Below are 22,119 nucleotides of genomic sequence, written 5' to 3'. Positions count from 1 at the left end.
TTGCGTTCTGAGCAATCAGAAATCGTAGCGCAGGCGCACCACGGTCATATCGCCGAGGTTGTCGGTGCTCGATGTCAGCACGTGCTCCACGTCAACGCGGAAACCGTAGTCAAACTGCACGGTAACCCCGAGGCCGTTGTCGATGCGCTGGTAGTTGCGGCCGGTGATGTATTCCAGGCGGTCGCCCATGAAGTACGGCATCACCGATTTCACCGCGTACTGGCCAACCGGCACGGTATAACCGGCCAGGTATTCGATACCCCATGCGTCGCCGGCGAAGTAATTATTGATGTCGGCTTTCTTGGTGGTCAGGAAGTCGTTGTAGTAACCGCCGCCGAAGGTGAGGGTCCAGTTGTCCGGTTTCCAACTGATGGCGGTACCGAAAATGTTCTGGTCATAGCTCTTGCTGCCGCTGGTGGACGGATTGCGCATTTCGGCGCGGGTGTAGTTCCAGGCGGTGCCCCAGGTCAAATCCGGCGTAATGTGGTAATCCACGCCCAGTGAGCCGCCGCCTTTGCGCTTGTAGCGCAGGCCGTTGCCCGGCAGATAGTCGCTGTCGCTGAACAGGTACGAAGCGTAAACGTCCGCATCGCCGAAGCGGTTCTTGTACTTCAGCATTTTGCGTGAGCGGTAAGAGCCGTCGTAGTCACCGTTGATGCCGTTGCCCGGTGCCTGGGCCAGCATGTCGTAGTCCCAGATATCGGTTTTGGCACCCACCACGTCATAATAAACGCTGTTCTGTTGACCGAAGGTCATCTGGCCCCAGGTGTTGCTTTTCAGGCCGGTGTACAGCATGCGGCGGCTGGTGTTTCTCGCGCCGTCGGCATAGTGGTGATCCCAGTCGAACAGCGCCGGAATGTTCACGCCCAGCTCGTAGTAGCTGATCCAGCTGATATCGTCGAACAGGTAGTAGTCCGCCGCGAAACGGAAGCGGGTGCCGCCGTCGAAGCCGTTACGCTTGTAGGAGCCCTTGTCACCGTCGCCCGTCATGTTGTTGAACTGCGGACGGATACTGCCGCCAACGGTGAAGTTCAGGCGGCTGAGCGGATCGCCAGCCTGCGGATCCTGCTTCAGCAGGGTGATTTCCGCCTGAGCGGCGAACGACGCGCTGCCGATCGCCAGACCCAGCGCCACCGCTTGAGTCAATACGCGCAATTTCATTGCCATGTGTTATCCCTGTTTTATGTATGACCGCCCCCATCAGCGCCGCCATGCCGATGTTTTGCGCATAACGCTGCGTTTTCACGCATTTTGACGGTTTTTTTGGTGTTTTAGCGGCGGGCGGCATTTGTAACATAAACGGTAAAATAAATAATTACTTTTCTTGCTAATTATTGGCCGGTTTTTGACCATTTCGTGCGGTGAAAAGGGCCGCTTTTCATGCCTTTCGATTCGGATGAATTCATCTAACGCCAAGGTTTATATTTTTCATTTGTCAGTCATCGGCGTCAGCCTGTAATTTTATCCGTGCAAGAGATAATTAATTAAAGCCTGTCACCGCCGTATTAACGTTAGCCGCTTTCTGCGTAATCGGTCGGCAGGAATAAGCGATTGGGAGGTCGCCATGAGGAATCTGTTAATGTTGTTGGTGGGGCTGTTTTCATTACCGGCGATGGCGGCGGAATCGCACGTTTGTCATTCTCAAGCTTATGATTATGCAGAGGTTAGTAAGCTCAGGTTGTCTGACGACACCCTGTTTTCCTGCCGCGGCGTGGGGCGCCTGACGATCCCGGAACTGGCGCGCAAAGGATGGAAGGTGATTCATTTAGCGCAGCAAACTGAATATACCGACTCCGTCGACAGCGACGGCGAGGTTATTAAACTTTATCAGGAAATCGTGGTGTATAAAGAATAACGCGACGGCAGCCTGTTATTATTTCAACGGCGACGAGAACCCTATTATGAATGCAAGAATCGGTATTGACGGCAGAGCTGCCGCCGCCATGGTGATGCTTTGCGCCATCTGGGGAATGCAGCAGGTGGCGATCAAGGCTGCCGAGGCGGATGTGTCGGCGGTGCTGCAAATTGCCATTCGTTCGGGTCTCGCCGCGCTGGGGGTATACCTGTTGGCGCGTTGCCGCGGCGAGTGTTTCACCTGGGATCGCGCCACGCTGAGCGCCGGTCTGAGCGTAGGGGCATTGTTCGCGCTGGAGTTCTTTTTTGTCTCCGAAGGGCTGCGCTATACCAGCGCCTCGCATATGGCGGTGTTTTTGTACACCGCGCCGCTGTTTTCTGCCCTTGGCCTGCATTTCCTGAATCGTCAGGAGCGTCTGTCGCCGGTGCAGTGGCTGGGCATGCTCATCGCCTTTGGCGGTGTGGTGCTGGCCATATCGGGCATGGCCGAGGGCAGCGGCGGGGCCGATCGGCTGAAAGGCGATTTCTATGGCCTGCTGGCGGGGATCGCCTGGGGCGGTTCTACCCTGGTGATCCGTACCACGCGCCTGGCGGAGTGCCCGGCTAAACAGACGCTGCTGTTCCAGTTGACGGGCGCCTGTGTGCTGCTGTCGCTGCTGGCGCTGGCTACGGACAATTTGCACGTCGTCCTGAGCCCCGTGGCGTGGAGCAGCCTGTTGTTCCAAACGGTGATCGTGTCGTTTTTCAGCTACCTGATCTGGTTTTCATTGTTGCGCCGTTATCAGGCTTCCTCGCTGGGCATTCTCACCTTTATGACGCCGGTATTCGGCATCCTGGCGGGGGCCGTCATTCTCGGCGAACCGTTGCAAATTGAATTTGTATTGGGTGCTGTGTTGATCGTACTGGGGTTAGTCGTAGTGAGTTGTTCATATCTTATTTATGTTGACCGAAGGGTGGCACCAAAAATATAAATTATGGATGTTGATGTACAGAACTACCAAATAAGCTGCGAAAGCCAATTCATTATTCAGCTGCAAATATCCCGCTATGCCTGGGGCGTGCCGCTGATTACGCTCAGCGATAACGGTGATTTTACCGTGATAAGAAGCCGAGGTTGGTCGAGGTTGGCTAATGGGATGCAATTGGAGGTTTATTATTTTGCCAATAATTCTCTGCTGACCTGGGATAAAAACCGCAAAAATATCTCTTATTCAAAGGCCGGCCGGCTCTACGCCTGCGCGCTGCATTTTTCTTATTCCCCCAAAGTATGGCGATAATCCTCTGGCCATCAGCAGACCAGAGGGGAGATTTTCATGATCCACTGCTTAAACGCGAGGATCTTCGGCCACTGCCGCTCGGAGATGGTCGAGGTAAAATAGCAGTGCTCGCAGGGCACGGTCATGTCGGTGAACGGAATGATCAGTTCGCCGCTTTTGATCCAGTCCTGCACCAGATTGAGCCGCCCCATGGCGACGCCAAGGTGTCGCGTCGCGGCCAGCACGGCAAGATCGGAACGGTCGAACTCCATGCTTTTACTGTCGGTATCCAGCCCCAGCGCAAAGTGTTGCGACCAGGTTTGCCACTCATCTTCGCCGGAGTTGTAGCGATCGTGCAGCAGCGTGCAGAGGGCCAGGTTTTCCGGCGCATCGTACAGGTTATGCGTGGCGGCGTACTGCGGCGTGCAGATCGGCACCATTGATTCCTGCATAAAGGCTTCGTCCAGATGCCGCCCCGAGGGCAGTTTGCCGAAGTACATCGCCAGATCCACGCCGCGGTTGGCCAGGTTGATGATTTCCTGCCCGGTCAGAATATTGAGGTGAATGGTGGGGTGCTGGGCGATAAAGTCGCCGATGCGCGGCAGCAGCAGACATTGCACCAGGGATGGGTGCGAGTAGAGGGTCAAGGTCCCCGTCAACTCGCGATTTTTGATGTCCAGAATTTCTTGATTCAAGGTGTTGAAGGAACTGTCCAGCGCCCATTGCATGCGTTCGCCCTCCGGCGTCAGCGTAATCCGGCGATGAAAGCGTTGGAATAGCAGAAAACCCAATTCCTTTTCGAGCAAATTAATGCGGTGGCTCACGGCGCTGGGGGTGATCGACAATTCTTGCGCCGCCAGCGCAAAAGATAAATGACGGGCGACGCATTCGAAAGTATGCAGCCGGGAAAATTGATAGCTGGTCAGCGGGGTCGCCCGCTGCGAATGTTTTTTACTGGGGAACATGCTATTTCTCCATGCGCATAATCCGGCAATATTAACATTTAATGGCGCGGAGGATAAACCCAGGCTGATTGATATATTCAGTTTTTACGCTGAGAAATATCGTTATGTTGCAGGGGAATTAACTGGCTTGCATAACAACCGGAAATAACAGGTGGTGGGCGCGTTGAGTGAGAGGGTGATGATAATCTGCAATAGGACGAATATAATAAAAAGACGTGCCGTATAAGCAGCGAGTAAAGACGGTGTGCGGCAGCCTGAACGATAAAGGCTCATGTTCCCTGCGGGATATAGCGGTTTCACCGCAATAATTCGTCGCATGGCGACACAGAATACGCGTTAATTCCAGCGGCAAACGAGCGGAGGCATCAATCGATAATACTGCGTCCCTCAGGCCGATAGAACCGCGCCCGGTGGCTACCCACCGGGCGCGGCATTCAGGGAAAAGCGGTTTGTTCGCCGGCGCGCATCAACGGCGGCGCAGCAGCAGGCCGGTCAACAGGCCTGCGCCGGCAATGAGGGCCAATGCGGCGAGGGGGTTTTTCTTCATCATGTTGCCGGCGCAGCTCAGGGCATCGCCGTATTTTTCTTGCAGCACGCCCGCTGCCTGGCGCGCGGCGCCTTCGGCCTGCAAACGTTCGTTGCCGGTGACGTCGCCCGCGATTTCCTGCGCCTTGCCCGCCACTTTTTCCATCATGCCATTGGCTTTTTCGCTGTTCATTGTGATGCGCTCCTAAGGTTCGATCCGTTTGGCTTCCGCACAGGACGGAAGCCTGCATTTGCACCGCCATGTTATGCACTTCACTTTTGGCCTATAAGGGGCGTTTGCATCGGTTTGGGTAGTGCATTTGCAGGCTACTTGCCATTCCTGAAGGCCAGCACACCGGTAAACAGCCCGCGTTCTCTGGCCCAGACGATGGCTTCGCTGCGGCTATGCACGCCGAGTTTGGAATAGACCGTCGCGACATGGTTGCGGATGGTGTTGAGCGCCAGATTGAGACGCGCCGCGATTTTCTTGTCCGGCAGCCCCTCGCAAATCAATTCCAGCACATCGCGCTCGCGCGGCGTGAGATCGCTGGCGGTAAATCCAGCCTGGTCGGGCCGATTGATGCTTTTCACGTTGGCCAATTTTTCGATCAGGGTTTGGCTGAACCAGGAGGCGTCCTGCATCACTTCTTCGATGGCGCTTACCAGCTCCAGCTCCGAGCGTTTGCGTTCGGTAATGTCCATGAGCACCAGCAGATAACAGGGCGCATTGTGGATGCTGACGGCATCCGCCGAGGCCACACAGTCAATCGACTCGCTCCCTTTCTTGCGCACCCGGATGTCCAGCCCTTCGACGTTGCCGCTTTTTTCCAGGGCGGCAAACAAACGGCGGTTCGCCTCCGGATCGTCAATAAACGGGATCTCTCCGACCGTCTTGCCGATCAAGTCTTCGGCGTCGTACTCGGTGGTGCGGGTGAAGGCTTCGTTGACATCCAGCACGCGCCGCTCGTGCGCGGTACATAACAACGTCGGCACCGGGCTCAGGCGAAATGCCTTGGCAAACCGTTCTTCACTTTCTCGCAGCGCCGATTCTGCCTGGCGCCGGGGTTCGAGATCGGTAAACGTGAATAGCATGCAGTCGTCTTCATTGATATCCAAGGGTTGGCCGGCAACCACCACCAGCTTGCTTCCGCCGCCGGGCAGCTTCAGCTCGGCCTCCATCTGCGGAATGGTAGCGCCTTCCCCCAGGCGCTGAACGGCCAGTTCTTTGTGCTCCGCCTGTTCCAAAACGTCGAGTTCATAAACCGAACGCCCCATGACCTGTTCACGTTGGTAACCGGTCATATCAAGGAACCCCTGGTTGACCTTGACGTAACGCAGGTCGCTTAGCCGACAAATGACTGCCGGTGCCGGATTGGCGTTGAAGGTTTTTTCAAAGCGCTGTTCGGCGCTGGCCCACTCCGTCGCGTCGCTCAGGATCAGTGCCAGCAGCTCCGGTTGCCCCTGCGCATCGGTGATAATCAGGCTCCGCAGGCGGTGCACCCAGAAGCTGTCCGGATCGTCGACCTGCCGAACCTCCACCACCACATCGGTGAAGGTTTCGCCTTCGGCAACCCGGTTCAGCGGGTACTGTTCCAAAACCAGCGGATGATTGTTGCGATAGCGCAGGGCAAAACGCGCCGCGTATTCGCCGGCATTGGCCCCCAGAGCTTTCTGATGACTCACGCCATGCATGGTCAACGCGGCCTCGTTGGCCCATAGCAAGGTTTGATCGGTATCCGTCAGGATCACGCCGTCGGACAAGCCGGAGATGATTTGCTGCAGGTGGCCGCGGTGGGTTTCGCTGGCCAAAACGGATTGGCTCATGTGTTCTCCGCTAGACAGAAGGGGGCGGCCTCTTAAGGCGGCCGCGGGTTACGCTATTCGCTGAGCAGCTTAGTGCATAACGTGCGTATTCGCAGGGTATAAATGCACCAGGCATTCTGATGCAAATGAACCGGGACGGCCGACGACGCCGCGCGGCAGACTGAATTTGTCTGCGCGGTTACCCGCCGTGCGTGCAATCACTTGTCCAGAAAATATAAGGAACAACGATGACCACTGTCTATGAATCAAATCGCTTAGCGTTTCAGGTGTCATGGGGCTCGATATTGGCCGGGAGTGCCGTGGCGCTGGTGACTTATCTGACCTTCAGCGTGCTGGGCACGGCTATTGGTGCCCAGGCCGTGGATATGATGCAAAAGGGCAACCCGCTGAGCGGCTTTGGCACCGGCACCGGGATCTGGCTGCTGGTTTCAACGTTGGCATCGCTGGCCGCAGGCGCGTTCGTCGCCGGCCGCTCCGCACCGAATCGCGGCGGCTTGCATGGCTTGCTGAGCTGGGCGATCACCACCTTGTTGACCACCTGGCTGATGGTTTCATTGGCGAGCGGCGTAGTGGGGCTGGCGGGAAGCGCGGTGGGTAAAGGGCTTTCGCTGGCAGGCAGCGGCCTGGCGGCGGCAGCGCCAAACGTAGGCGAAGGCCTCAAGCAACAGCTGGATAAAAAGGGCATCAGCCTTGACTGGGGAAGCCTGGAAAATCAGTTGAACGCCACCCTTAAGCAGACCGGTAAGCCGGAGCTGGATCCTGCTCGGTTGGAGCAGAGAGCCAATCGGGCGGCCGCCGACGGCAAACAGTCGGCCGTGGATGCCGCGGCCGATCCGGCGCAGTCCGCCACCGAGCTTAAGCAGTGGTTCGAGCGCGTCAAGCAGTCCGGTGAGCCGGCGTTGAGCGCCGCCGATAAGGACGCGCTGGTGAATATCGTTGCGGCACGCACCGGCAAGAGCCGCGATGAAGCGAGCCAAATCGTCGATAACTACGCCCAGGCTTACCAGCAGGCGGCGCAGAAGGTGGAAAAACTCAAGGCCGAGGCTGAGCAGAAAGCGCGTGAAGCGGCCGATGAAGCGGCCAAACAGCTGTCTCGCGCCGCGTGGGGTTCGCTGTTGGTGCTGCTGTTGGGCGCTGCGTTGAGCGCCGGCGTGGGGCGGATTGCCGAATCAACCCGCCGCACTGTCGCGGTAAGTTGAGATGAAAAAAAACCTGTCGTGCATCTCGCTGAATTATCGAAAAGTAGCGGGGGCCTCTGCTCCCGTGCTCGTCATCGATTTCTGCAACGAGAACAACGAGCGTTATACCTTGCGCTACAACCTGCCGCCGGATACCCCGGAACGCACCGAGCGGCGGGTATCTTTGCTGCTGTACCTGTTGCGCAAGCACAGGTCCGCAGAGATCGACAACCTGGCTGATTAATCAGGCCGTTAATGAAAAGCCCAGCCTCGCGTGCTGGGCTTTTTGTTTGCGGCCGCAGGCCGTTCTGACAACAAGGCGCGGGCGAGTCGGCTCGGCATTTTACCGGGGGAGAGATGGGCGATTCATGGGAGTAGGCAGGGTTCCCAATGGGCGCGGTTTGTAAAACAGGGCATCGAGCAAGGTTTGTTAAAATATCCGTTTTCTCTGCGCAGGAACGATAAAAAAGAAACGCGCTATCGCGACGCGAGATTATTGAGACCGATGTTCAGCCTTGAGCTTATCCCTCCCGTCTTCTTTTACTGTCGGTCATACTTTATATCTCTTTCGCAGTACGTTTTATCGGCGGGCCAGGCATATAAAATGCGTTTTCATTTGTGATGATGAAATTCCTATTCGGCCATGCAATCTGGCTGTAAAAAACACTTTAAGGTAAAACAATTATCAAAAAGTGTGATTCTGCCTGGTGTGGCAAGTGCATCTTTGATGAGTGCACTTTACGCGAGTTGATTTTGTTTTATGGGTTTCTTGCGGAGAGATTTATATAACATGATCATTTTCAGTTATTTATGCGATAGTTTTTCCCATACCGAAAAAAATGAATTGACAGGCTGGTTTTTTTTAGGATTAATCTTAATGACTTGGTTTGGTTGGTTAACGATTTTAATAAAAAGGACGCAAATCTTATAAAAGCAAGGAGCACATATGGATTACAGAAAAGATATTCTTTTGCAGGTGTTGGAGTATATGGAAAAGAATATTGTCGAGGGGCTGACAGTTGAAAAGGTTTCCATTATCTCAGGTTACTCTAAATGGCATTTGCAACGGCTGTTTAAGCATTATTTTGGTATAACGTTAGGGACTTATATAAGGAATAGAAAACTGAGTCGCTCTGCTATTCTGCTCAAACAGCACCAAGGGAACATATTGGATGTCGCCCTGGCATCCGGGTTTGCCTCTCAGCAATGTTACACGCGGGCATTCAAACGTTTCTTTGGCGAAACGCCCAACAGCTTTAGAAACAGCCGGGGATGGGATTTTTCCACGCAGATCCCGCCGTATGGCAACGATAAGAAACCCTACTTCTACCACACGGTCATGCCGGATGACATTGAGATGTTAAAGCATTACAAATCACTGAATTTTCATTCTATAAGAAAATTCAGAGATACCGGCGACATTGCACGGACCAATGAAAAATGGTTAAGCAAGCAGCGGGGGGGATGTAATGTGGAAAAGAACAGGAGTAATAAATGGCATTCCAACAGCAAGGGGCAAGAGGTTTTTCATTCCATCTTTAACTTCTATATCCCTATGGGTAAATATATTGTCATCCCCTTTACGGGGGAGCTTTCAGAATATATTGACTTTTTCGATGTAATGTATGACGCTTATCTGCCTGCCATCAATGTCAAAATGAGGGAGAGCTTTTTTATAGAGTTATATAGGCAAGAGGATCTAAATGGCAAGGTTGTCAATGTCGATATACTTATTCCTGTGACATAGTGATGAGGCAAGAAGATATCATGAATAGAGAAAAAACTCTCGACTCGATTAATAAGCGCCATCCAGCTCGCTTTATGCTACCTTCTATATTGTCTGAACTTGGTCGAACAATCGTTGCCGGCTCAGGCTGGCAAGCCATTCAATTAACTGCGGTGTTAATTTCTCTCATGTTTTCAGGAAATGCGATGGCCAATAATCGGGAACATCAGCAAATAGCGTTAGTCGGTACCTGGACCCATATTCCGAATGCGCCTGCGGTGCAGAAACCGGCAAGACCCAGTGAAGGGCTCTATCGCCTGGCGGTTAATGGCGACGGCACGTTAACGCTGCTCGACGTGGTTAAAATGAACAGCCCATCGTGGATCGTAAAATCTCGCGATGGCCGTTTCGCCTATGCCACCAATGAGGAGAACGCGGGAACGGTGACCGCCTTGGCAATAGACGAAGCCGGCAGCGTGCGGGTGCTGAATACGGTGAGCAGTGCGGGCCAGCAGCCGACGCATGCCACCCTCAGTCCGGATGGCAAGTTTCTGTTTGTCGCCAACTACTCCGTCGCCAAAGGCGGCGCGGGGATGACGGTATTGCCAATTGGCAGTGACGGCAAACTGGGTGAACAGGTGCAGCATTATCCGTTTATATCAGGTTCTGGCGCCGTGCAGGGGCGTCAGGAAGGGGGCCATGCGCACTCAACCATCTTCAGCCGCGATGGTAAATATCTGTATGCGGCGGATCTCGGCGGGGACAAGCTGCACGCCTATCGCTATCGCTCGGATAGCGCACAGCCGCTGCAGGCGGACGCATCGCGCGATGTCAGCTTTGCGCCAGGCGCCGGCCCAAGGCACATGGTGTTCTCGCCGAAAGGCGAGTATGCCTATGTCATCACCGAAATGGCGGGTGAAATCGAGGTGTTTACCGTCAGCGACCATCGATTGACGCAACAAGGGAAAGTGAAACTGAACGGCGGGCAGGATTCAGCGGAGGCGAAAAGCGGCGGAGCCATTATCCTCAGCCCGAGCGGCAGATATCTTATTGCCACCAATCGCGGTGCCGATAACCATTTGCTGATATTAAAAATTGGTGGGGATGGGCTGCCAGGGGAGACGAGGCGCTATGAGGCCGGCGGCATTGAACCGCGTGCGCTCGCTTTCGATGCCACCGGCAAGCATCTTTATGTCACGAATGTGTTCACCAATACCGTTACGCTGTTCGATTTCGATGATGAGACGGGCGAGTTGAAGGCCAGAGGCGAGGCGGCGACGATTGCTACGCCGACGGATATTAAGTTTTTTAATTAACGCCCATCATAACGCGCGGGGGAAATCGGATCTGAGGCGTGGAGAAGGGGGATTGCGGGTGCCGATGATGGGGAATGGCTTGATAATAAATAATGGTGTCCCCGACTGGAATCGAACCAGTAACTAGCCCTTAGGAGGGGCTTGTTATATCCGTTTAACTACGGGGACGCTGCGGGCCGGCAACCGAAGCTGCCGGGGCATTATACCTTTTTTTACCCGCAGAATAAGCGCTTAGCGGTGCGTTTGCTCAATACCTCGCCAGTTAGCGCCGAAATTTCCTCGCCTGACCGACGGCGATCACGGTTTTTCCCCGCCGTGGCGCCGTTTTTCCTCTTGCTGCCGCTCCGCCCGTTTTTGGGCGCTCAAATCGTTGCGGATCTGCGCATGGCTTATCAACGCAAAGATAAAGGTGCCGCCGATGATGTTGCCCGCCAGCGTTGGCAGGGCGAACGCATAGACGAATTCCTGCCACCCAATCGCGCCGTTGAACACCAGATAGAGGATCTCTACCGAACCGACCACGATATGGGTCAAATCGCAAATCGCTACCAGGTAGGTCATCAGCACGATCACCCAGATTTTCGCCGCGCCGGCGGCCGGGATCATCCACACCATGGTGGCGATGATCCAGCCGGCCAGGATGCCGTTGGCGAACATTTCTCCCGGCGTATGGCGCATCACCTCTTCGCCCAGGCTGATGAAGGCGCCGCGCGTCCCGGCGTCGAACAGCGGCATATGGGTAAACGCCAGCGCCGCCAGCCCGGTGCCGATCAGGTTGCCGAGCAGCACCACGCCCCACAGGCGCAGCAAAATAAGCAGGTTGCGCGGCGTGGGCTTATGCATGATCGGCAACACCGCCGTGACGGTATTTTCGGTAAACAGCTGCTGGCGCGCCATAATGACAATGATAAAACCGAAGGTGTAGCCGAGGTTCTCGAGGAAGAAACGGCTGGGATCGTCCGGCAGGCGGGCGTGGAAAATGCCTTTCGCCGCCAGCGAGGCGCCCATCGACAGCCCGGCGGCGATCGCCGACCACAGCAGCGCCAGCCCGTCGCGCTCCAGCTCTTTTTCGCCTTCCATCCGGATCTGTTCATGCACCGCCGCCGCGCGCGACGGCAGATTTTCTTCCCTGACTTCGATTTCGCGCTTGCCCTGTTCCTGCTCTTCGCTCTCTACCCGCATCGTCTCATCCTGCTCGTGCTCCTGGCGTTGCTGTTCGTTCATGCTGTCGCTCCTGCTCAATAAGGGTGAGGTCACGTCATTAAGCGTAGTTGCCCAGCCTAAATGCGGCGAAATACAGAAAAAGGTAACAAGAGTTAAAATCCGCCGCTTTTTTCCGCGCATTCTTGATCCTGCTCGCCATATTGGCCCCCCGGCGCGCCCGCCGCAGGCTGCGTGTGGGGAAAGGCTTATGCTATGATTCGCTATCCCAAAGAAAAATATGAGTTCCCCGATGCTGGAAGCCAAAAGTCTGAGTTGCGTGCGCGATGAACGCATCCTGTTTAGCGAGCTAAGCTTTTCAGTTCAGCCGGGCGATATCATTCAGGTAGAAGGGCCGAACGGCGCGGGCAAGACCAGTTTGCTGCGCATCCTCGCCGGTCTGGCGCGGCCGGACGGCGGTGAGGTGTGCTGGCGCGGGCGCAACACGCTGCGCGATCGCGCGGCGTATCAGCAAGATTTGCTGTTTATCGGCCATCAACCGGGCATCAAAGCCGTATTGACACCCTTCGAAAATCTGCAGTTTTATCAGGCGGTGCGCGGCGCGGCCGAGCATCAGGCCATCTGGCGCGCGTTGGAGCAGGTGGGATTGGTGGGCTACGAAGATCTGCCGGTGGCGCAGCTTTCGGCCGGGCAGCAGCGACGGGTGGCGCTGGCGCGATTGTGGCTCAGCGCGGCGCCGCTGTGGATCCTCGATGAACCGTTGACGGCAATCGATAAACAGGGCGTGGCCGAGTTGATTAGCCTTTTTGAACAACATGCGCAGCGGGGCGGCATGGTATTGTTGACCACGCATCAGGATTTGGCCGGCGTCAGCCAAACGGTGGGCAAAATTCGTTTGGCGGAACACGACGCGGGGAGTTTGTGATGTTTTTGACTCTGGTGCGTCGCGAATTGAAGATCGCCTGCCGTAAAGGGTCGGAGATCGTCAACCCGCTGTGGTTTTTCCTGATTGTGATCACGCTGTTCCCGCTGGGGATTGGCCCTGAACCGCAGCTGCTGGCGCGCATTGCGCCGGGCATCGTGTGGGTGGCGGCGCTGCTGGCCTCGCTGCTGTCGCTGGAGCGGCTGTTTCGCGACGATTTCCTCGATGGCTCGCTGGAGCAGCTGTTGCTGCTGCCGACGCCGCTGCCGATGACGGTGCTGGGAAAAGTGTGTGCTCACTGGGTCGTGACGGGATTGCCGCTGCTGATCCTGTCGCCGCTGGTGGCGCTGCTGTTGTCGCTTGATATGCAAACCTGGCTGGCGATGGCGGGGACGCTGCTGCTCGGCACGCCGACGCTGAGCCTGATCGGCGCTATCGGCGTGGGGCTGACCGTCGGCCTGCGCAAAGGGGGCGTGCTGCTCAGCCTGCTGGTGCTGCCGCTGTATATCCCGGTGCTGATCTTCGCCACTGGCGCGATCGACGCCGCCGCGATGGGTATGCCGATTGATGGTTACCTGGCGATACTCGGCGCGATGCTGGCGGGCAGCGTGACATTGGCGCCGTTTGCCGCCGCAGCGGCGCTGCGAGTGAGCGTGCACTAGCTAACAAATTGAATGAACAGACGGGGCAAGGCCGGCAAGAGCGTACCCCGCAGAAGATTTTCGCCGTTTCGAACGCTCGAGGCGGCCGACGCATAAAAATTACCGTGAGCACTGACGACAATGTGGAAATGGTTACATCAACTGGCGCGGCCTGAACGGCTGTATCACGTCTGCGGCCGCTTTATCCCCTGGCTGGGGCTGGCGGCGGCGGCCTGCCTGCTGCTTGGCTGGGCATGGGGCTTTGGCTTCGCGCCGAAGGATTATCAGCAGGGCGACAGCTTCCGCATCATTTATATTCACGTGCCGGCGGCCATGTGGTCGATGGGCATCTACGCCTCGATGGCGGTGGCGGCGTTTATCGGCCTGGTGTGGCAGATGAAAATGTCCGATACCGTGGTGGCGGCGATGGCGCCGATCGGCGCGGTGTTCACCTTTATCGCGCTGGTGACCGGCTCCGCCTGGGGTAAGCCGATGTGGGGTACCTGGTGGGTGTGGGACGCGCGTCTGACTTCCGAGCTGGTGCTGCTGTTCCTCTATATGGGCGTCATCGCGCTGTATAACGCCTTCGAAGACCGCCGCCTGGCGGGCCGCGCCGCCGGCATTCTGGTGCTGGTGGGCGTGGTGAATATCCCGATCATCCATTTCTCCGTCGAATGGTGGAATACGTTGCATCAGGGTTCGACCAATATGCAGCAATCCATCGCGCCAAGCATGCGCACCCCGCTGCGCTGGGCGATCCTCGGCTATCTGCTGTTGTTTGTCACGCTGACGCTGATGCGCCTGCGCAATCTGATCCTGTTCCAGGAGCGCCAGCGCCCGTGGGTCGCCGGGCTGGTGAATAAGGAGCGTCAGTCATGAATGCCGCATTTGATTCCTGGTCGGCGTTTTTCGCCATGGGCGGTTATGCCTTTTATGTCTGGCTGGCGGTCGCCGCCACGCTGATTTCGCTGTTGGGGCTGGTGGCGCACACCGTCTGGCAGCGGCGGCAGTTGCTCGCCGAGATCGGTCGCCGTCAGGCGCGCGAACGGCGCATTCGCCATGCGCAACAGTCAAAACAAAAATCCGCCGCACCGCGGGAGAAATCATTGTGAATCCACGTCGTAAAAGCCGCCTTTATCTGGCGATCGTTGTGCTGATCGGCATCGCGCTGACCGCAACCCTGATGCTGTACGCGCTGCGCTCCAACATCGATCTGTTCTATACCCCGGGGGAAATCCTGCAGGGTAAGGGCGAAAACCATGAGAAGCCCGAAGTCGGCCAGCGGCTGCGCATCGGCGGCATGGTGATGCCCGGCTCGGTGAAACGCGATCCCAATACGCTGCAGGTCAGCTTCAAGATTTACGACGCGCGTGGCGCGATCGGCGTAACCTACACCGGCATTCTGCCGGATCTGTTCCGTGAAGGGCAGGGCGTGGTGGCGCAAGGGGTGCTGGGCGAGGGCAACGTGGTCAATGCGCGCGAAGTGCTGGCCAAACACGACGAGAAATACACGCCGCCGGAAGTGGCCGACGCGATGAAAGAGAATCACAAAGGGCCGGCGGAAGCGTATAACGCGCCGCAGGCGGAGGGCGCCAAGTCATGATGCCGGAACTGGGCAGTTTTCTGCTGTGCCTGGCGCTGGCGATCGCGCTGCTGCTGAGCATTTACCCGCAGTGGGGCGCGGCGCGCCAGGACAGCCGCATGATGGCGGTGGCTCGGCCGCTGACCTATGGCATGTTCGCGGCGATTGCGCTGGCGTTCCTGTGCCTGGTGCATGCTTTCGTGGTCAACGATTTTACCGTCGCCTACGTGGCCACCAACTCCAATACCCAACTGCCGGTGTATTACCGCATCGCCGCCACCTGGGGGGCGCACGAAGGTTCGCTGCTGCTGTGGGTGCTGCTGCTGAGCTGCTGGTCGCTGGCGGTGGCGTTGTGCAGCCGGGCGATGCCACAGGACGCGGTGGCGCGGGTGTTGTCGGTGATGGGCATGATCACCGCCGGCTTCCTGCTGTTCATCATCATGACCTCCAACCCGTTCACCCGCACGCTGCCGAACTTCCCGATCGACGGCAGCGATCTCAACCCGCTGCTGCAGGATATCGGCCTGATCTTCCACCCGCCGCTGCTGTATATGGGCTATGTCGGCTTCTCGGTCGCTTTCGCATTCGCCATCGCCTCGCTGATGGCCGGCCGGCTCGACACCGCCTGGGCGCGCTGGTCGCGCCCGTGGACCACCGCCGCCTGGGTGTTCCTCACGCTGGGCATCGTGCTGGGATCGGCCTGGGCCTACTATGAGCTGGGTTGGGGCGGTTGGTGGTTCTGGGATCCGGTGGAGAACGCCTCCTTTATGCCGTGGTTGGCCGGCACCGCGCTGATGCATTCGTTGGCGGTGACCGAGAAACGCGGCACGTTCAAAGCCTGGACGGTGTTGCTGGCGATCACCGCCTTCTCGCTGTGCCTGCTGGGCACCTTCCTGGTGCGCTCCGGCGTGCTGGTCTCGGTGCACTCCTTCGCCTCCGACCCGGCGCGCGGCATGTTTATTCTCGCCTATCTGATGATCGTCATCGGCGGTTCGCTGCTGCTGTACGCGGTCAAGGGCGGCCAGGTGCGCAGCCGGGTGCAGCACGAGACCTTCTCGCGCGAGACCTTCCTGCTGGGCAACAACGTGCTGCTGATCGCCGCCATGCTGGTGGTGCTGTTGGGCACGCTGCTGCCGCTGGTGCACAAACAGCTGGGGTTGGGCAGCATCTCGATCGGCGAGCCGTTCTTCAACACCATGTTCACCTGGCTGATGGCGCCGCTGGCGCTGCTGTTGGGCATCGGGCCGCTGGTGCGCTGGCGCCGCGATGAGCCGGGCAAACTGTGGCGCCGCCTCGGCGTGGCGCTGCTGGCGACGCTGGTGCTGTCGATTCTGCTGCCGTGGTTGCTGCAGGACAGCATCGCCGGCATGACGGTGGTGGGCCTGATTATGGCGCTGTGGGTGATCATTCTGACGCTGATGGAGCTGCATGAGCGCGCCACCCACCGCCACGGTTTCTGGCGCGGTCTGCGGCAGCTGTCTCGCAGCCACTGGGGCATGGTGCTCGGCCACCTCGGCGTGGCGGTGACGGTAATCGGCATCGCCTTCAGCCAGAATTACAGCGTGGAGCGCGACGTGCGGATGAAGGCCGGCGACAGCGTGGATATCCACAACTATCACTTCGTGTTCCGCGACGTGCATGACATTCGCGGCCCGAACTACAGCGGCGGCGTCGGCATCATCGACGTCACGCGCAACGGCAAGCCGGAGGCGACGCTGCACGCGGAGAAACGTTACTACAGCGTGGCGCGCAGCATGATGACCGAGGCGGCGATCGACGGCGGGTTCAGCCGCGATCTGTACGCGGCGCTGGGCGAGGAGCTGGAAGACGGTTCCTGGGCGGTGCGCCTGTATTACAAACCCTTCGTGCGCTGGATCTGGTTCGGCGGTGTCTTTATGGCGATCGGCGGCCTGCTGTGCATTCTCGACCCGCGTTATCGCATGAGCAAAAAGCTCAAGCGTGAAGGCAAACTGGAGGCGCAATCATGAAGCGTAAGCTGCTGTTTATCCCGTTGGTGCTCTTCCTGCTGCTGGTGGCGGCCCTGATGGTGCAGCTCACGCGCAACGCGGGCGGCGAAGATCCGACCATGCTGGAGTCGGCGCTGATCGGTAAGCCGGTGCCGACCTTCAGGCTGGAATCGTTGGATCAGCCGGGCAAAACCTACGATCAGGCGGTGCTGCGCGACGGCAAGCCGATCTTGCTCAACGTCTGGGCCACCTGGTGCCCAACCTGCCGCGCGGAACATCAGTATCTCAATACGCTGGCGGCGCGCGGCGTACGGGTGGTCGGCCTGAACTACAAAGACGATCGCGCCAAGGCGGTGACCTGGCTCAACTCTCTCGGCAATCCCTACGCCCTCAGTCTGTACGACGGCGACGGCATGCTGGGGTTGGATCTCGGGGTGTACGGCGCGCCTGAGACCTTCCTTATCGACGGCCAGGGGATTATTCGCTATCGCCACGCCGGCGACATGAATGAGCGCGTCTGGCAGCAGGAAGTGCTGCCGCTGTATAAAAAGTACGGGGGTGAGGCATGAGGCTGATTGTTCTGCTGTGCGCCGCGCTGCTGAGCTGGAGCGCCGCCGCGGCGATCGATACCTATCGCTTCAACTCCGTCGAGCAGGAGCAGCAGTATCGCGAGTTGACCGAACAGCTGCGCTGCCCGAAATGCCAAAACAACAGCATTGCCGATTCCAACGCCATTATCGCCGCCGACATGCGCACCAAGGTGTACGAGCTGATGATGCAGGGGCAAAGCAAGCAGCAGATCATCGATTACATGGTGGCGCGTTATGGCAACTTCGTCACCTACGAGCCGCCGGTAACGCCGGCGACGCTGATCTTGTGGATCGGCCCGCTGCTGTTCGTATTGATCGGCGGGGCAGTGGTGATCCTGCGCACCCGTCGCAAGCCCGACGCGGCGGTGGACGATGCATTCTCCGAACGGGAACGGCAGCGCCTGGCTGCGCTGTTGCAAGAGACTGACAGGAAGAAACCCTAATGGCTTTTTGGCTGATTATTTGCGTGTTGCTGGCCGGCGCTGCCGCGTTGCTGGTGGTGCCGGCGATGCGCCTCGGCAAGCAGAGCGCCGCCACGCGCGATGCGCTGAACAAGGCGTTTTATCAGGATCGCCTCAGCGAGTTGGAGCAGGATGAGCAGCAGGGCGTGGTGGCCGAGCGCCCGGAACTGGTCAAAGAGCTGCAACAGAACCTGTTGAACGACATCCCGGCCGAGCAGATGGCGCAGGCGAAGCCGATCAACCGCTGGGCGCTGGTGCCGGGCGTGCTGTTACTGCTGGCGGTGACCGTTGGCTTTTATCTGAAAACCGGCGGGCTGGCGCAGGTGCTGGACTGGCGTCTGGTGCAGGCGCAAATGCCGGAATTGCGCGAGCGCGTTGCCAATGAGCGCGCCAAACCGCTGAGCATGGAAGAGATTGCTCGCCTCGGGCTGGGGCTGCGCACCGCGCTGCAACAGGACGATCGCAACATCAGTGACTGGATGATGCTGGGGCGCGTCGGCATGGCGCTGAATAATGCCACCACCGCTACGCAGGCGTTTGCTCATGCTTATCAATTGGATCCGAATAGTCTGGAAGTGCGGCTCGGCTATGCCGAGGTCTTGACGCGCTCCAACGATCCGGAGGATAACAAGCAGGCGGCGCAGCTGTTGCGGCGCATGATCGCGGAAAACCACGGCGATCCGCGGGTGCTGAGCCTGCTGGCGTTCAATGCCTTCGAACAGGGCGATTTCAAGCAGGCGATCGGCGCCTGGCAGGTGATGCTGCAGCTGCTGCCGGCCAACGATCCGCGCGCGGAAGTGATAAAGCGCAGTATTGCACAAGCAAAAGCCCAGGCAGGCGGAGAAAATGTTAAACTGAATGTGACCGTTGCGCTGTCACCGCAGGCGGCGAAAGCCATGCCGCCGCAGGGGACGCTGGTCATTTCGGTCACCGACGGCGTCAGCCCGGTGCCGGTCGCGGTAAAACAATTGCCGCTGAGCCGTTTTCCGCTGTCTTTCTCACTGGATGACAGCAACGCCATGATGCCCGAGCGTCTGCTCTCGGCGCAGCATCAGGTGCAGGTGCGTGTGCGCCTCTCACAGGACGGATTGGCCACGCCGCAGCCGGGGGACTGGTTCGGCGAAAGCTCGCTGCAGACATTCAGCGGTAAAGAGCAGGTTAGCGTTCAGATAAACAAGCAGGTCCCTGAAAAATAAGACCGAACGTGTTTTTATGGAGAAAAATATGAACTTTCGCCTGACTGGGGTGGCATTCGCAACGGTATTACTGGTGGGCTGTGCCAGCGCGCCAGACAACGATCCGCAAGGGCGTTCCGATCCGCTGGAAGGATTTAACCGGACGATGTTCGACTTCAACTACAACGTCCTGGATCCTTATATCCTGCGTCCGGTCGCGGTGGCCTGGCGTGACTACGTGCCGATGCCGGCGCGTAACGGCATCAGCAACTTCACCTCCAACCTGGAAGAGCCGGCCAGCATGGTCAACGCCTTCCTCAAGGGCGATCCCTACCGCGGGATGATCCACTTCAACCGTTTCTTCCTGAACACCCTGCTCGGGATGGGCGGCCTGATCGACGTGGCCGGCATGGCCAACCCGAAACTGGCGCGCGAAGAGCCGAACCGCTTCGGCAGCACGCTGGGCCATTACGATGTGGGTTACGGCCCGTACGTGATGCTGCCGGGCTACGGCAGCTTCACGCTGCGTGACGAAGGCGGCGATTTTGCGGATACGCTGTATCCGATGCTGAGTTACCTGACCTTCTGGATGTCGGCGGGCAAATGGGTGGTCGAGGGTATCGAAACCCGCGCTCAACTGCTGGATTCCGACGGCCTGCTGCGCAACTCCTCCGATCCTTATGTCATGGTGCGCGAAGCTTACTTCCAGCGCCACGACTTCATCGCCAACGGCGGTTCGCTCAAGCCGGAAGAGAACCCGAACGCCAAGGCGATTCAGGGCGATCTGGACGAGATCGACTCGCAGTAACCGCCGGCCTTATGCCAATGAAAACCCGCCGTCTGGCGGGTTTTTTTACGCCCGCGGCGAGCGACAGGCAAAGAAAAAGCGCCCCGCGGGGCGCTTTGGCATCCATCTCAGGCGAGATTAGAAGCGGTAGTTGAAGTTGGCGCCGTACAGCCAGGCCTTGCCTTCGGAGGTGAAGGTGTAAGGACCTTCATTGATGGTGACTTTCTGGCCGTGCATGTAGGACACGCCGACGTCAACCGAGGCGTCTTTGTTGAACGCATAGGTGGTACCGGCACTCAGCCAGAAACGGTCCTGATCCGGAATGGAGATCGAACGGTTTTGGGCAGGCACCGGGCTGTCATCGAAGGCGATACCGGTACGGAAGGTCCAGTTATCGTCGTAGAAGTAGGTGGTGCCCAGCGCGATACGGTAAGCGTCTTTGAAGCCTTCATGCTTCTGGAACAGGGTCTGGCCGTTGTTGCCGGTGGCTTTCAGCTCCTGGAACTGGCTCCAGCTGGTGTAGGCCAGGCTGTAGTGGATAGCCCACTGCGGCGCCACTTTGTTGTAGCCGGACAGTTCCCACATTTCCGGCAGGTGCAGGCTCAGAGAACCCGGAATGGTGGTGCCGTTGGTGCCCCACGGCAGACCTTGAGAGGCCAGCAACGGGTTGAAGGCTGAAGGCAGGCTGCTTTTGTAATCGCCGTCAAAGTCGATTTTCACTTCTGAGCGATAGGTGAAGCCGTAACGGTTGTTTTCATCCACTTCGTACAGAATACCGGCGTTCCAGCCGAAGCCCCATTCGTCGCCTTTCAGGTGCGAAATCTGGGTATCTGCCGGGATCTGCGAAACCGGGCCGGCCAACTGTGGCGGTAACTTGCCCGATCCGGCGATCAGTTTTGGCAGATCGCCGGCATAGCGCTCGAGTTTGGCCTTGGCATAAACGGCGTCAAAGCCCAGACCGAAGCTGAAGTTCTTGTTCAGGCGATAAGCGCCGCTCAGGTTAAGGTTCAAGGTTTCCAGGTCGGTTTTGCCGCCCATGGAGCCCGCCGCGTAACCGTCGTTGTATTCGGTCGCCAAACCGAAGTTGCTGGTGACTGAGCCGCCTACAGCGAATTGATCGTTAATCGGGTGAACATAATGCAGGTTCGGCACCCAGGCTGTCGGCGCGATGTTTTTCGCATCCAGGCTGGCGCCGGAAGGGGACCGGCCACTGATATCGACGTCCGGATCGATGAAGACTGCGCCGAAAGAAAGTTCCGGGCGGGTATACATCATCAACAACGCCGGGTTGCGGCTTGCGGAAGCCGCCGTATCCGCCATGGCGCCTTCGCCAGAATACGAACGTCCTAAACCAGCTGATGAGAACTCATTCAGCTGGAATCCTGCGGCAGACACGTTTGAAGAAATAATTGCCACTGCAGCTGCGAGAGCTGATTTAGTCAATAGGTTTTTCTGGCTCATGACCAAAACCTCATTATGTGTTTATTATTTAAACTATTGTTACACGAAGTAACAAGGAGCGCGGGATTGTAGGGTCCGTTATCGTTCAGACAAATCAGACCAGTGGCTGAAGTATAGGTCTGACCTGTGAAAATGTTGCAAGTTTGTTTTTGAAATATTTCCAACCTGATATCAAAAAAGAGATCTGCTTAACAAAAAGCCAGCGGTAAATAACAAAATTCTTACCATTCCTTAGCAGTCGCTCATTTTTATTTGTGATTTCCATCACTTAAAACACCCAGTAAAAGTAAGTGCTAGTGATTGCCGGCGCGGAAGCGTAAAATACCTGCAGAATTTTGTGGCTTTGTGCCGGTGAGTGAAACGGCAATTTGGGCTGATAACCGAGGCCCTTGAGGAGAACCAATCATGTCAGATGCAATTAATAAATGCAGCGCCCAGGAAACCGCCGCGTGTTGCTGCGTGGATGTCGGCACCGTGATGGATAACACCGATTGCACCGCATCCTACAGCCAGGTGTTCAGTAATCAACACGATGCGGAGGCGATGTTGGCGGCCCTGAGCGAAAAGGCGCGCGCGGTCGAATCCGACCCTTGTGACATCAGCAGTAGCATTAAACCGGTTGACGGCGGCGTGCAATTGGAGGCCGATTTCACCTTCGCCTGCCAGGCGGAAACTCTGATCTTCCAGCTCGGCCTGCGTTAATCCCGACTTTACCCCCGGCGCCGCCT

The 22,119-nt window shown here is 57.7% G+C and carries 24 protein-coding genes and 1 tRNA gene; 18 read left to right on the top strand and 7 right to left on the bottom strand.

Going from position 1 to position 22,119, the window contains the following annotated elements:
* Window positions 1-15 precede the first annotated feature (15 nt).
* Complete coding sequence (locus tag GT753_RS13480) at window positions 16-1,167, bottom strand: porin (protein WP_015378636.1); 1,152 nt, start codon at window positions 1,165-1,167, stop codon at window positions 16-18.
* 397 nt (window positions 1,168-1,564) lie between these two features.
* Between GT753_RS13480 and GT753_RS13475 the strand changes: the two genes are divergently transcribed.
* From GT753_RS13475 to GT753_RS13465, 3 genes are read left to right on the top strand one after another with little or no spacing between them, the layout of a single operon-like run.
* On the top strand, window positions 1,565-1,855 hold the full coding sequence (locus GT753_RS13475) for a hypothetical protein (RefSeq protein WP_015378635.1): 291 nt from the start codon (window positions 1,565-1,567) through the stop codon (window positions 1,853-1,855).
* Between the two features lie 46 nt (window positions 1,856-1,901).
* Window positions 1,902-2,825, top strand: coding sequence for a DMT family transporter (locus GT753_RS13470; RefSeq protein WP_031300558.1), 924 nt, complete (start codon window positions 1,902-1,904; stop codon window positions 2,823-2,825).
* A 3-nt stretch (window positions 2,826-2,828) separates the two neighbouring features.
* The gene (locus tag GT753_RS13465) at window positions 2,829-3,131 is read left to right on the top strand and encodes a hypothetical protein (protein ID WP_015378633.1); all 303 of its coding nucleotides are present in this window, start codon (window positions 2,829-2,831) and stop codon (window positions 3,129-3,131) included.
* A gap of 11 nt (window positions 3,132-3,142) precedes the next feature.
* On the opposite strand, the gene dsdC is transcribed toward GT753_RS13465, so the two are convergent.
* The 3 genes from dsdC to GT753_RS13450 form a co-directional block, all read right to left on the bottom strand.
* Window positions 3,143-4,075 carry a DNA-binding transcriptional regulator DsdC gene (gene dsdC / locus GT753_RS13460; RefSeq protein ID WP_160125668.1) on the bottom strand — a complete coding sequence of 311 codons (933 nt, stop codon included), beginning with the start codon at window positions 4,073-4,075 and terminating at the stop codon, window positions 3,143-3,145.
* A gap of 466 nt (window positions 4,076-4,541) precedes the next feature.
* Window positions 4,542-4,793, bottom strand: coding sequence for a CsbD family protein (locus tag GT753_RS13455; RefSeq protein ID WP_004936297.1), 252 nt, complete (start codon window positions 4,791-4,793; stop codon window positions 4,542-4,544).
* 134 nt (window positions 4,794-4,927) lie between these two features.
* On the bottom strand, window positions 4,928-6,424 hold the full coding sequence (locus GT753_RS13450) for a helix-turn-helix transcriptional regulator (RefSeq protein ID WP_160125667.1): 1,497 nt from the start codon (window positions 6,422-6,424) through the stop codon (window positions 4,928-4,930).
* Between the two features lie 227 nt (window positions 6,425-6,651).
* Between GT753_RS13450 and GT753_RS13445 the strand changes: the two genes are divergently transcribed.
* From GT753_RS13445 to GT753_RS13430, 4 genes are all read left to right on the top strand, one after another.
* Entirely contained in the window at window positions 6,652-7,623 is a 972-nt protein-coding gene (locus GT753_RS13445) for a hypothetical protein (protein ID WP_015378630.1), read from the top strand.
* A 1-nt stretch (window position 7,624) separates the two neighbouring features.
* A complete protein-coding gene (locus tag GT753_RS13440; RefSeq protein WP_004936288.1) occupies window positions 7,625-7,846 on the top strand; it encodes a hypothetical protein in 222 nt (73 codons plus the stop codon).
* 702 nt (window positions 7,847-8,548) lie between these two features.
* The gene (locus GT753_RS13435) at window positions 8,549-9,349 is read left to right on the top strand and encodes a helix-turn-helix domain-containing protein (RefSeq protein WP_160125666.1); all 801 of its coding nucleotides are present in this window, start codon (window positions 8,549-8,551) and stop codon (window positions 9,347-9,349) included.
* 20 nt (window positions 9,350-9,369) lie between these two features.
* Window positions 9,370-10,644 (top strand): lactonase family protein, encoded by a 1,275-nt coding sequence (locus GT753_RS13430; RefSeq protein WP_230857998.1) that lies wholly within the window; start codon window positions 9,370-9,372, stop codon window positions 10,642-10,644.
* Between the two features lie 93 nt (window positions 10,645-10,737).
* Here the strand turns inward: GT753_RS13430 and GT753_RS13425 are convergent.
* Together GT753_RS13425 and GT753_RS13420 are read right to left on the bottom strand one after the other, a co-directional pair.
* Window positions 10,738-10,812: transfer RNA gene (locus GT753_RS13425), tRNA-Arg, on the bottom strand.
* A 129-nt stretch (window positions 10,813-10,941) separates the two neighbouring features.
* A complete protein-coding gene (locus GT753_RS13420) occupies window positions 10,942-11,868 on the bottom strand; it encodes a formate/nitrite transporter family protein (protein WP_160125665.1) in 927 nt (308 codons plus the stop codon).
* 229 nt (window positions 11,869-12,097) lie between these two features.
* Between GT753_RS13420 and ccmA the strand changes: the two genes are divergently transcribed.
* The 10 genes from ccmA (at window position 12,098) to mlaA (ending at window position 19,951) form a co-directional block, all read left to right on the top strand.
* Complete coding sequence (gene ccmA / locus GT753_RS13415) at window positions 12,098-12,730, top strand: cytochrome c biogenesis heme-transporting ATPase CcmA (RefSeq protein ID WP_015378626.1); 633 nt, start codon at window positions 12,098-12,100, stop codon at window positions 12,728-12,730.
* Window positions 12,730-13,389 carry a heme exporter protein CcmB gene (ccmB, locus tag GT753_RS13410; RefSeq protein WP_015378625.1) on the top strand — a complete coding sequence of 220 codons (660 nt, stop codon included), beginning with the start codon at window positions 12,730-12,732 and terminating at the stop codon, window positions 13,387-13,389. The genes ccmA and ccmB overlap by 1 nt, the downstream gene beginning before the upstream one ends.
* A 120-nt stretch (window positions 13,390-13,509) precedes the next feature.
* Complete coding sequence (locus tag GT753_RS13405) at window positions 13,510-14,247, top strand: heme ABC transporter permease (protein ID WP_004936270.1); 738 nt, start codon at window positions 13,510-13,512, stop codon at window positions 14,245-14,247.
* Entirely contained in the window at window positions 14,244-14,480 is a 237-nt protein-coding gene (gene ccmD / locus GT753_RS13400; protein WP_004936267.1) for a heme exporter protein CcmD, read from the top strand. Before GT753_RS13405 ends, ccmD begins: the two co-directional genes overlap by 4 nt.
* Window positions 14,477-14,971 carry a cytochrome c maturation protein CcmE gene (gene ccmE, locus GT753_RS13395; protein ID WP_004936264.1) on the top strand — a complete coding sequence of 165 codons (495 nt, stop codon included), beginning with the start codon at window positions 14,477-14,479 and terminating at the stop codon, window positions 14,969-14,971. Before ccmD ends, ccmE begins: the two co-directional genes overlap by 4 nt.
* A complete protein-coding gene (locus tag GT753_RS13390) occupies window positions 14,968-16,938 on the top strand; it encodes a heme lyase CcmF/NrfE family subunit (protein WP_160125664.1) in 1,971 nt (656 codons plus the stop codon). The genes ccmE and GT753_RS13390 overlap by 4 nt, the downstream gene beginning before the upstream one ends.
* Window positions 16,935-17,486 carry a DsbE family thiol:disulfide interchange protein gene (locus tag GT753_RS13385; protein WP_015378623.1) on the top strand — a complete coding sequence of 184 codons (552 nt, stop codon included), beginning with the start codon at window positions 16,935-16,937 and terminating at the stop codon, window positions 17,484-17,486. Before GT753_RS13390 ends, GT753_RS13385 begins: the two co-directional genes overlap by 4 nt.
* On the top strand, window positions 17,483-17,950 hold the full coding sequence (locus GT753_RS13380; RefSeq protein ID WP_015378622.1) for a cytochrome c-type biogenesis protein: 468 nt from the start codon (window positions 17,483-17,485) through the stop codon (window positions 17,948-17,950). Before GT753_RS13385 ends, GT753_RS13380 begins: the two co-directional genes overlap by 4 nt.
* On the top strand, window positions 17,950-19,164 hold the full coding sequence (gene ccmI, locus GT753_RS13375; RefSeq protein ID WP_021505591.1) for a c-type cytochrome biogenesis protein CcmI: 1,215 nt from the start codon (window positions 17,950-17,952) through the stop codon (window positions 19,162-19,164). The genes GT753_RS13380 and ccmI overlap by 1 nt, the downstream gene beginning before the upstream one ends.
* Before the next feature lie 28 nt (window positions 19,165-19,192).
* Window positions 19,193-19,951: a phospholipid-binding lipoprotein MlaA gene (mlaA, locus tag GT753_RS13370; RefSeq protein ID WP_044030769.1), complete on the top strand. Its 759-nt coding sequence runs from the start codon at window positions 19,193-19,195 to the stop codon at window positions 19,949-19,951.
* Between the two features lie 117 nt (window positions 19,952-20,068).
* Here the strand turns inward: mlaA and fadL are convergent, their stop codons facing one another.
* The gene (fadL, locus tag GT753_RS13365; RefSeq protein ID WP_004936243.1) at window positions 20,069-21,391 is read right to left on the bottom strand and encodes a long-chain fatty acid transporter FadL; all 1,323 of its coding nucleotides are present in this window, start codon (window positions 21,389-21,391) and stop codon (window positions 20,069-20,071) included.
* A 405-nt stretch (window positions 21,392-21,796) separates the two neighbouring features.
* Between fadL and GT753_RS13360 the strand changes: the two genes are divergently transcribed.
* A complete protein-coding gene (locus GT753_RS13360) occupies window positions 21,797-22,093 on the top strand; it encodes a YfcZ/YiiS family protein (protein ID WP_004936240.1) in 297 nt (98 codons plus the stop codon).
* Window positions 22,094-22,119 lie beyond the last annotated feature (26 nt).

The organism is Serratia sp. Z4, assembly GCF_009900725.1.
GTDB lineage: Bacteria > Pseudomonadota > Gammaproteobacteria > Enterobacterales > Enterobacteriaceae > Serratia > Serratia nematodiphila.
The sequence above is the reverse complement of the archived record's forward strand: the minus strand, read 5'-3'. Positions and strand labels throughout refer to the sequence as shown.

Bases quoted from the DNA above. Each gene is read 5' to 3' on its own strand.
- mlaA (WP_044030769.1), top strand. From the start codon at position 19,193: ATGAACTTTCGCCTGACTGGGGTGGCATTCGCAACGGTATTACTGGTG.
- GT753_RS13405 (WP_004936270.1), top strand. From the start codon at position 13,510: ATGTGGAAATGGTTACATCAACTGGCGCGGCCTGAACGGCTGTATCAC.
- GT753_RS13470 (WP_031300558.1), top strand. From the start codon at position 1,902: ATGAATGCAAGAATCGGTATTGACGGCAGAGCTGCCGCCGCCATGGTG.
- ccmD (WP_004936267.1), top strand. From the start codon at position 14,244: ATGAATGCCGCATTTGATTCCTGGTCGGCGTTTTTCGCCATGGGCGGT.
- ccmB (WP_015378625.1), top strand. From the start codon at position 12,730: ATGTTTTTGACTCTGGTGCGTCGCGAATTGAAGATCGCCTGCCGTAAA.
- GT753_RS13445 (WP_015378630.1), top strand. From the start codon at position 6,652: ATGACCACTGTCTATGAATCAAATCGCTTAGCGTTTCAGGTGTCATGG.
- GT753_RS13430 (WP_230857998.1), top strand. From the start codon at position 9,370: ATGAATAGAGAAAAAACTCTCGACTCGATTAATAAGCGCCATCCAGCT.
- ccmA (WP_015378626.1), top strand. From the start codon at position 12,098: ATGCTGGAAGCCAAAAGTCTGAGTTGCGTGCGCGATGAACGCATCCTG.
- GT753_RS13475 (WP_015378635.1), top strand. From the start codon at position 1,565: ATGAGGAATCTGTTAATGTTGTTGGTGGGGCTGTTTTCATTACCGGCG.
- GT753_RS13480 (WP_015378636.1), bottom strand. From the start codon at position 1,167: ATGGCAATGAAATTGCGCGTATTGACTCAAGCGGTGGCGCTGGGTCTG.
- dsdC (WP_160125668.1), bottom strand. From the start codon at position 4,075: ATGTTCCCCAGTAAAAAACATTCGCAGCGGGCGACCCCGCTGACCAGC.
- ccmI (WP_021505591.1), top strand. From the start codon at position 17,950: ATGGCTTTTTGGCTGATTATTTGCGTGTTGCTGGCCGGCGCTGCCGCG.
- GT753_RS13450 (WP_160125667.1), bottom strand. From the start codon at position 6,424: ATGAGCCAATCCGTTTTGGCCAGCGAAACCCACCGCGGCCACCTGCAG.
- GT753_RS13380 (WP_015378622.1), top strand. From the start codon at position 17,483: ATGAGGCTGATTGTTCTGCTGTGCGCCGCGCTGCTGAGCTGGAGCGCC.
- GT753_RS13455 (WP_004936297.1), bottom strand. From the start codon at position 4,793: ATGAACAGCGAAAAAGCCAATGGCATGATGGAAAAAGTGGCGGGCAAG.
- GT753_RS13420 (WP_160125665.1), bottom strand. From the start codon at position 11,868: ATGAACGAACAGCAACGCCAGGAGCACGAGCAGGATGAGACGATGCGG.
- fadL (WP_004936243.1), bottom strand. From the start codon at position 21,391: ATGAGCCAGAAAAACCTATTGACTAAATCAGCTCTCGCAGCTGCAGTG.
- GT753_RS13390 (WP_160125664.1), top strand. From the start codon at position 14,968: ATGATGCCGGAACTGGGCAGTTTTCTGCTGTGCCTGGCGCTGGCGATC.
- GT753_RS13440 (WP_004936288.1), top strand. From the start codon at position 7,625: ATGAAAAAAAACCTGTCGTGCATCTCGCTGAATTATCGAAAAGTAGCG.
- GT753_RS13435 (WP_160125666.1), top strand. From the start codon at position 8,549: ATGGATTACAGAAAAGATATTCTTTTGCAGGTGTTGGAGTATATGGAA.
- GT753_RS13360 (WP_004936240.1), top strand. From the start codon at position 21,797: ATGTCAGATGCAATTAATAAATGCAGCGCCCAGGAAACCGCCGCGTGT.
- GT753_RS13465 (WP_015378633.1), top strand. From the start codon at position 2,829: ATGGATGTTGATGTACAGAACTACCAAATAAGCTGCGAAAGCCAATTC.
- GT753_RS13385 (WP_015378623.1), top strand. From the start codon at position 16,935: ATGAAGCGTAAGCTGCTGTTTATCCCGTTGGTGCTCTTCCTGCTGCTG.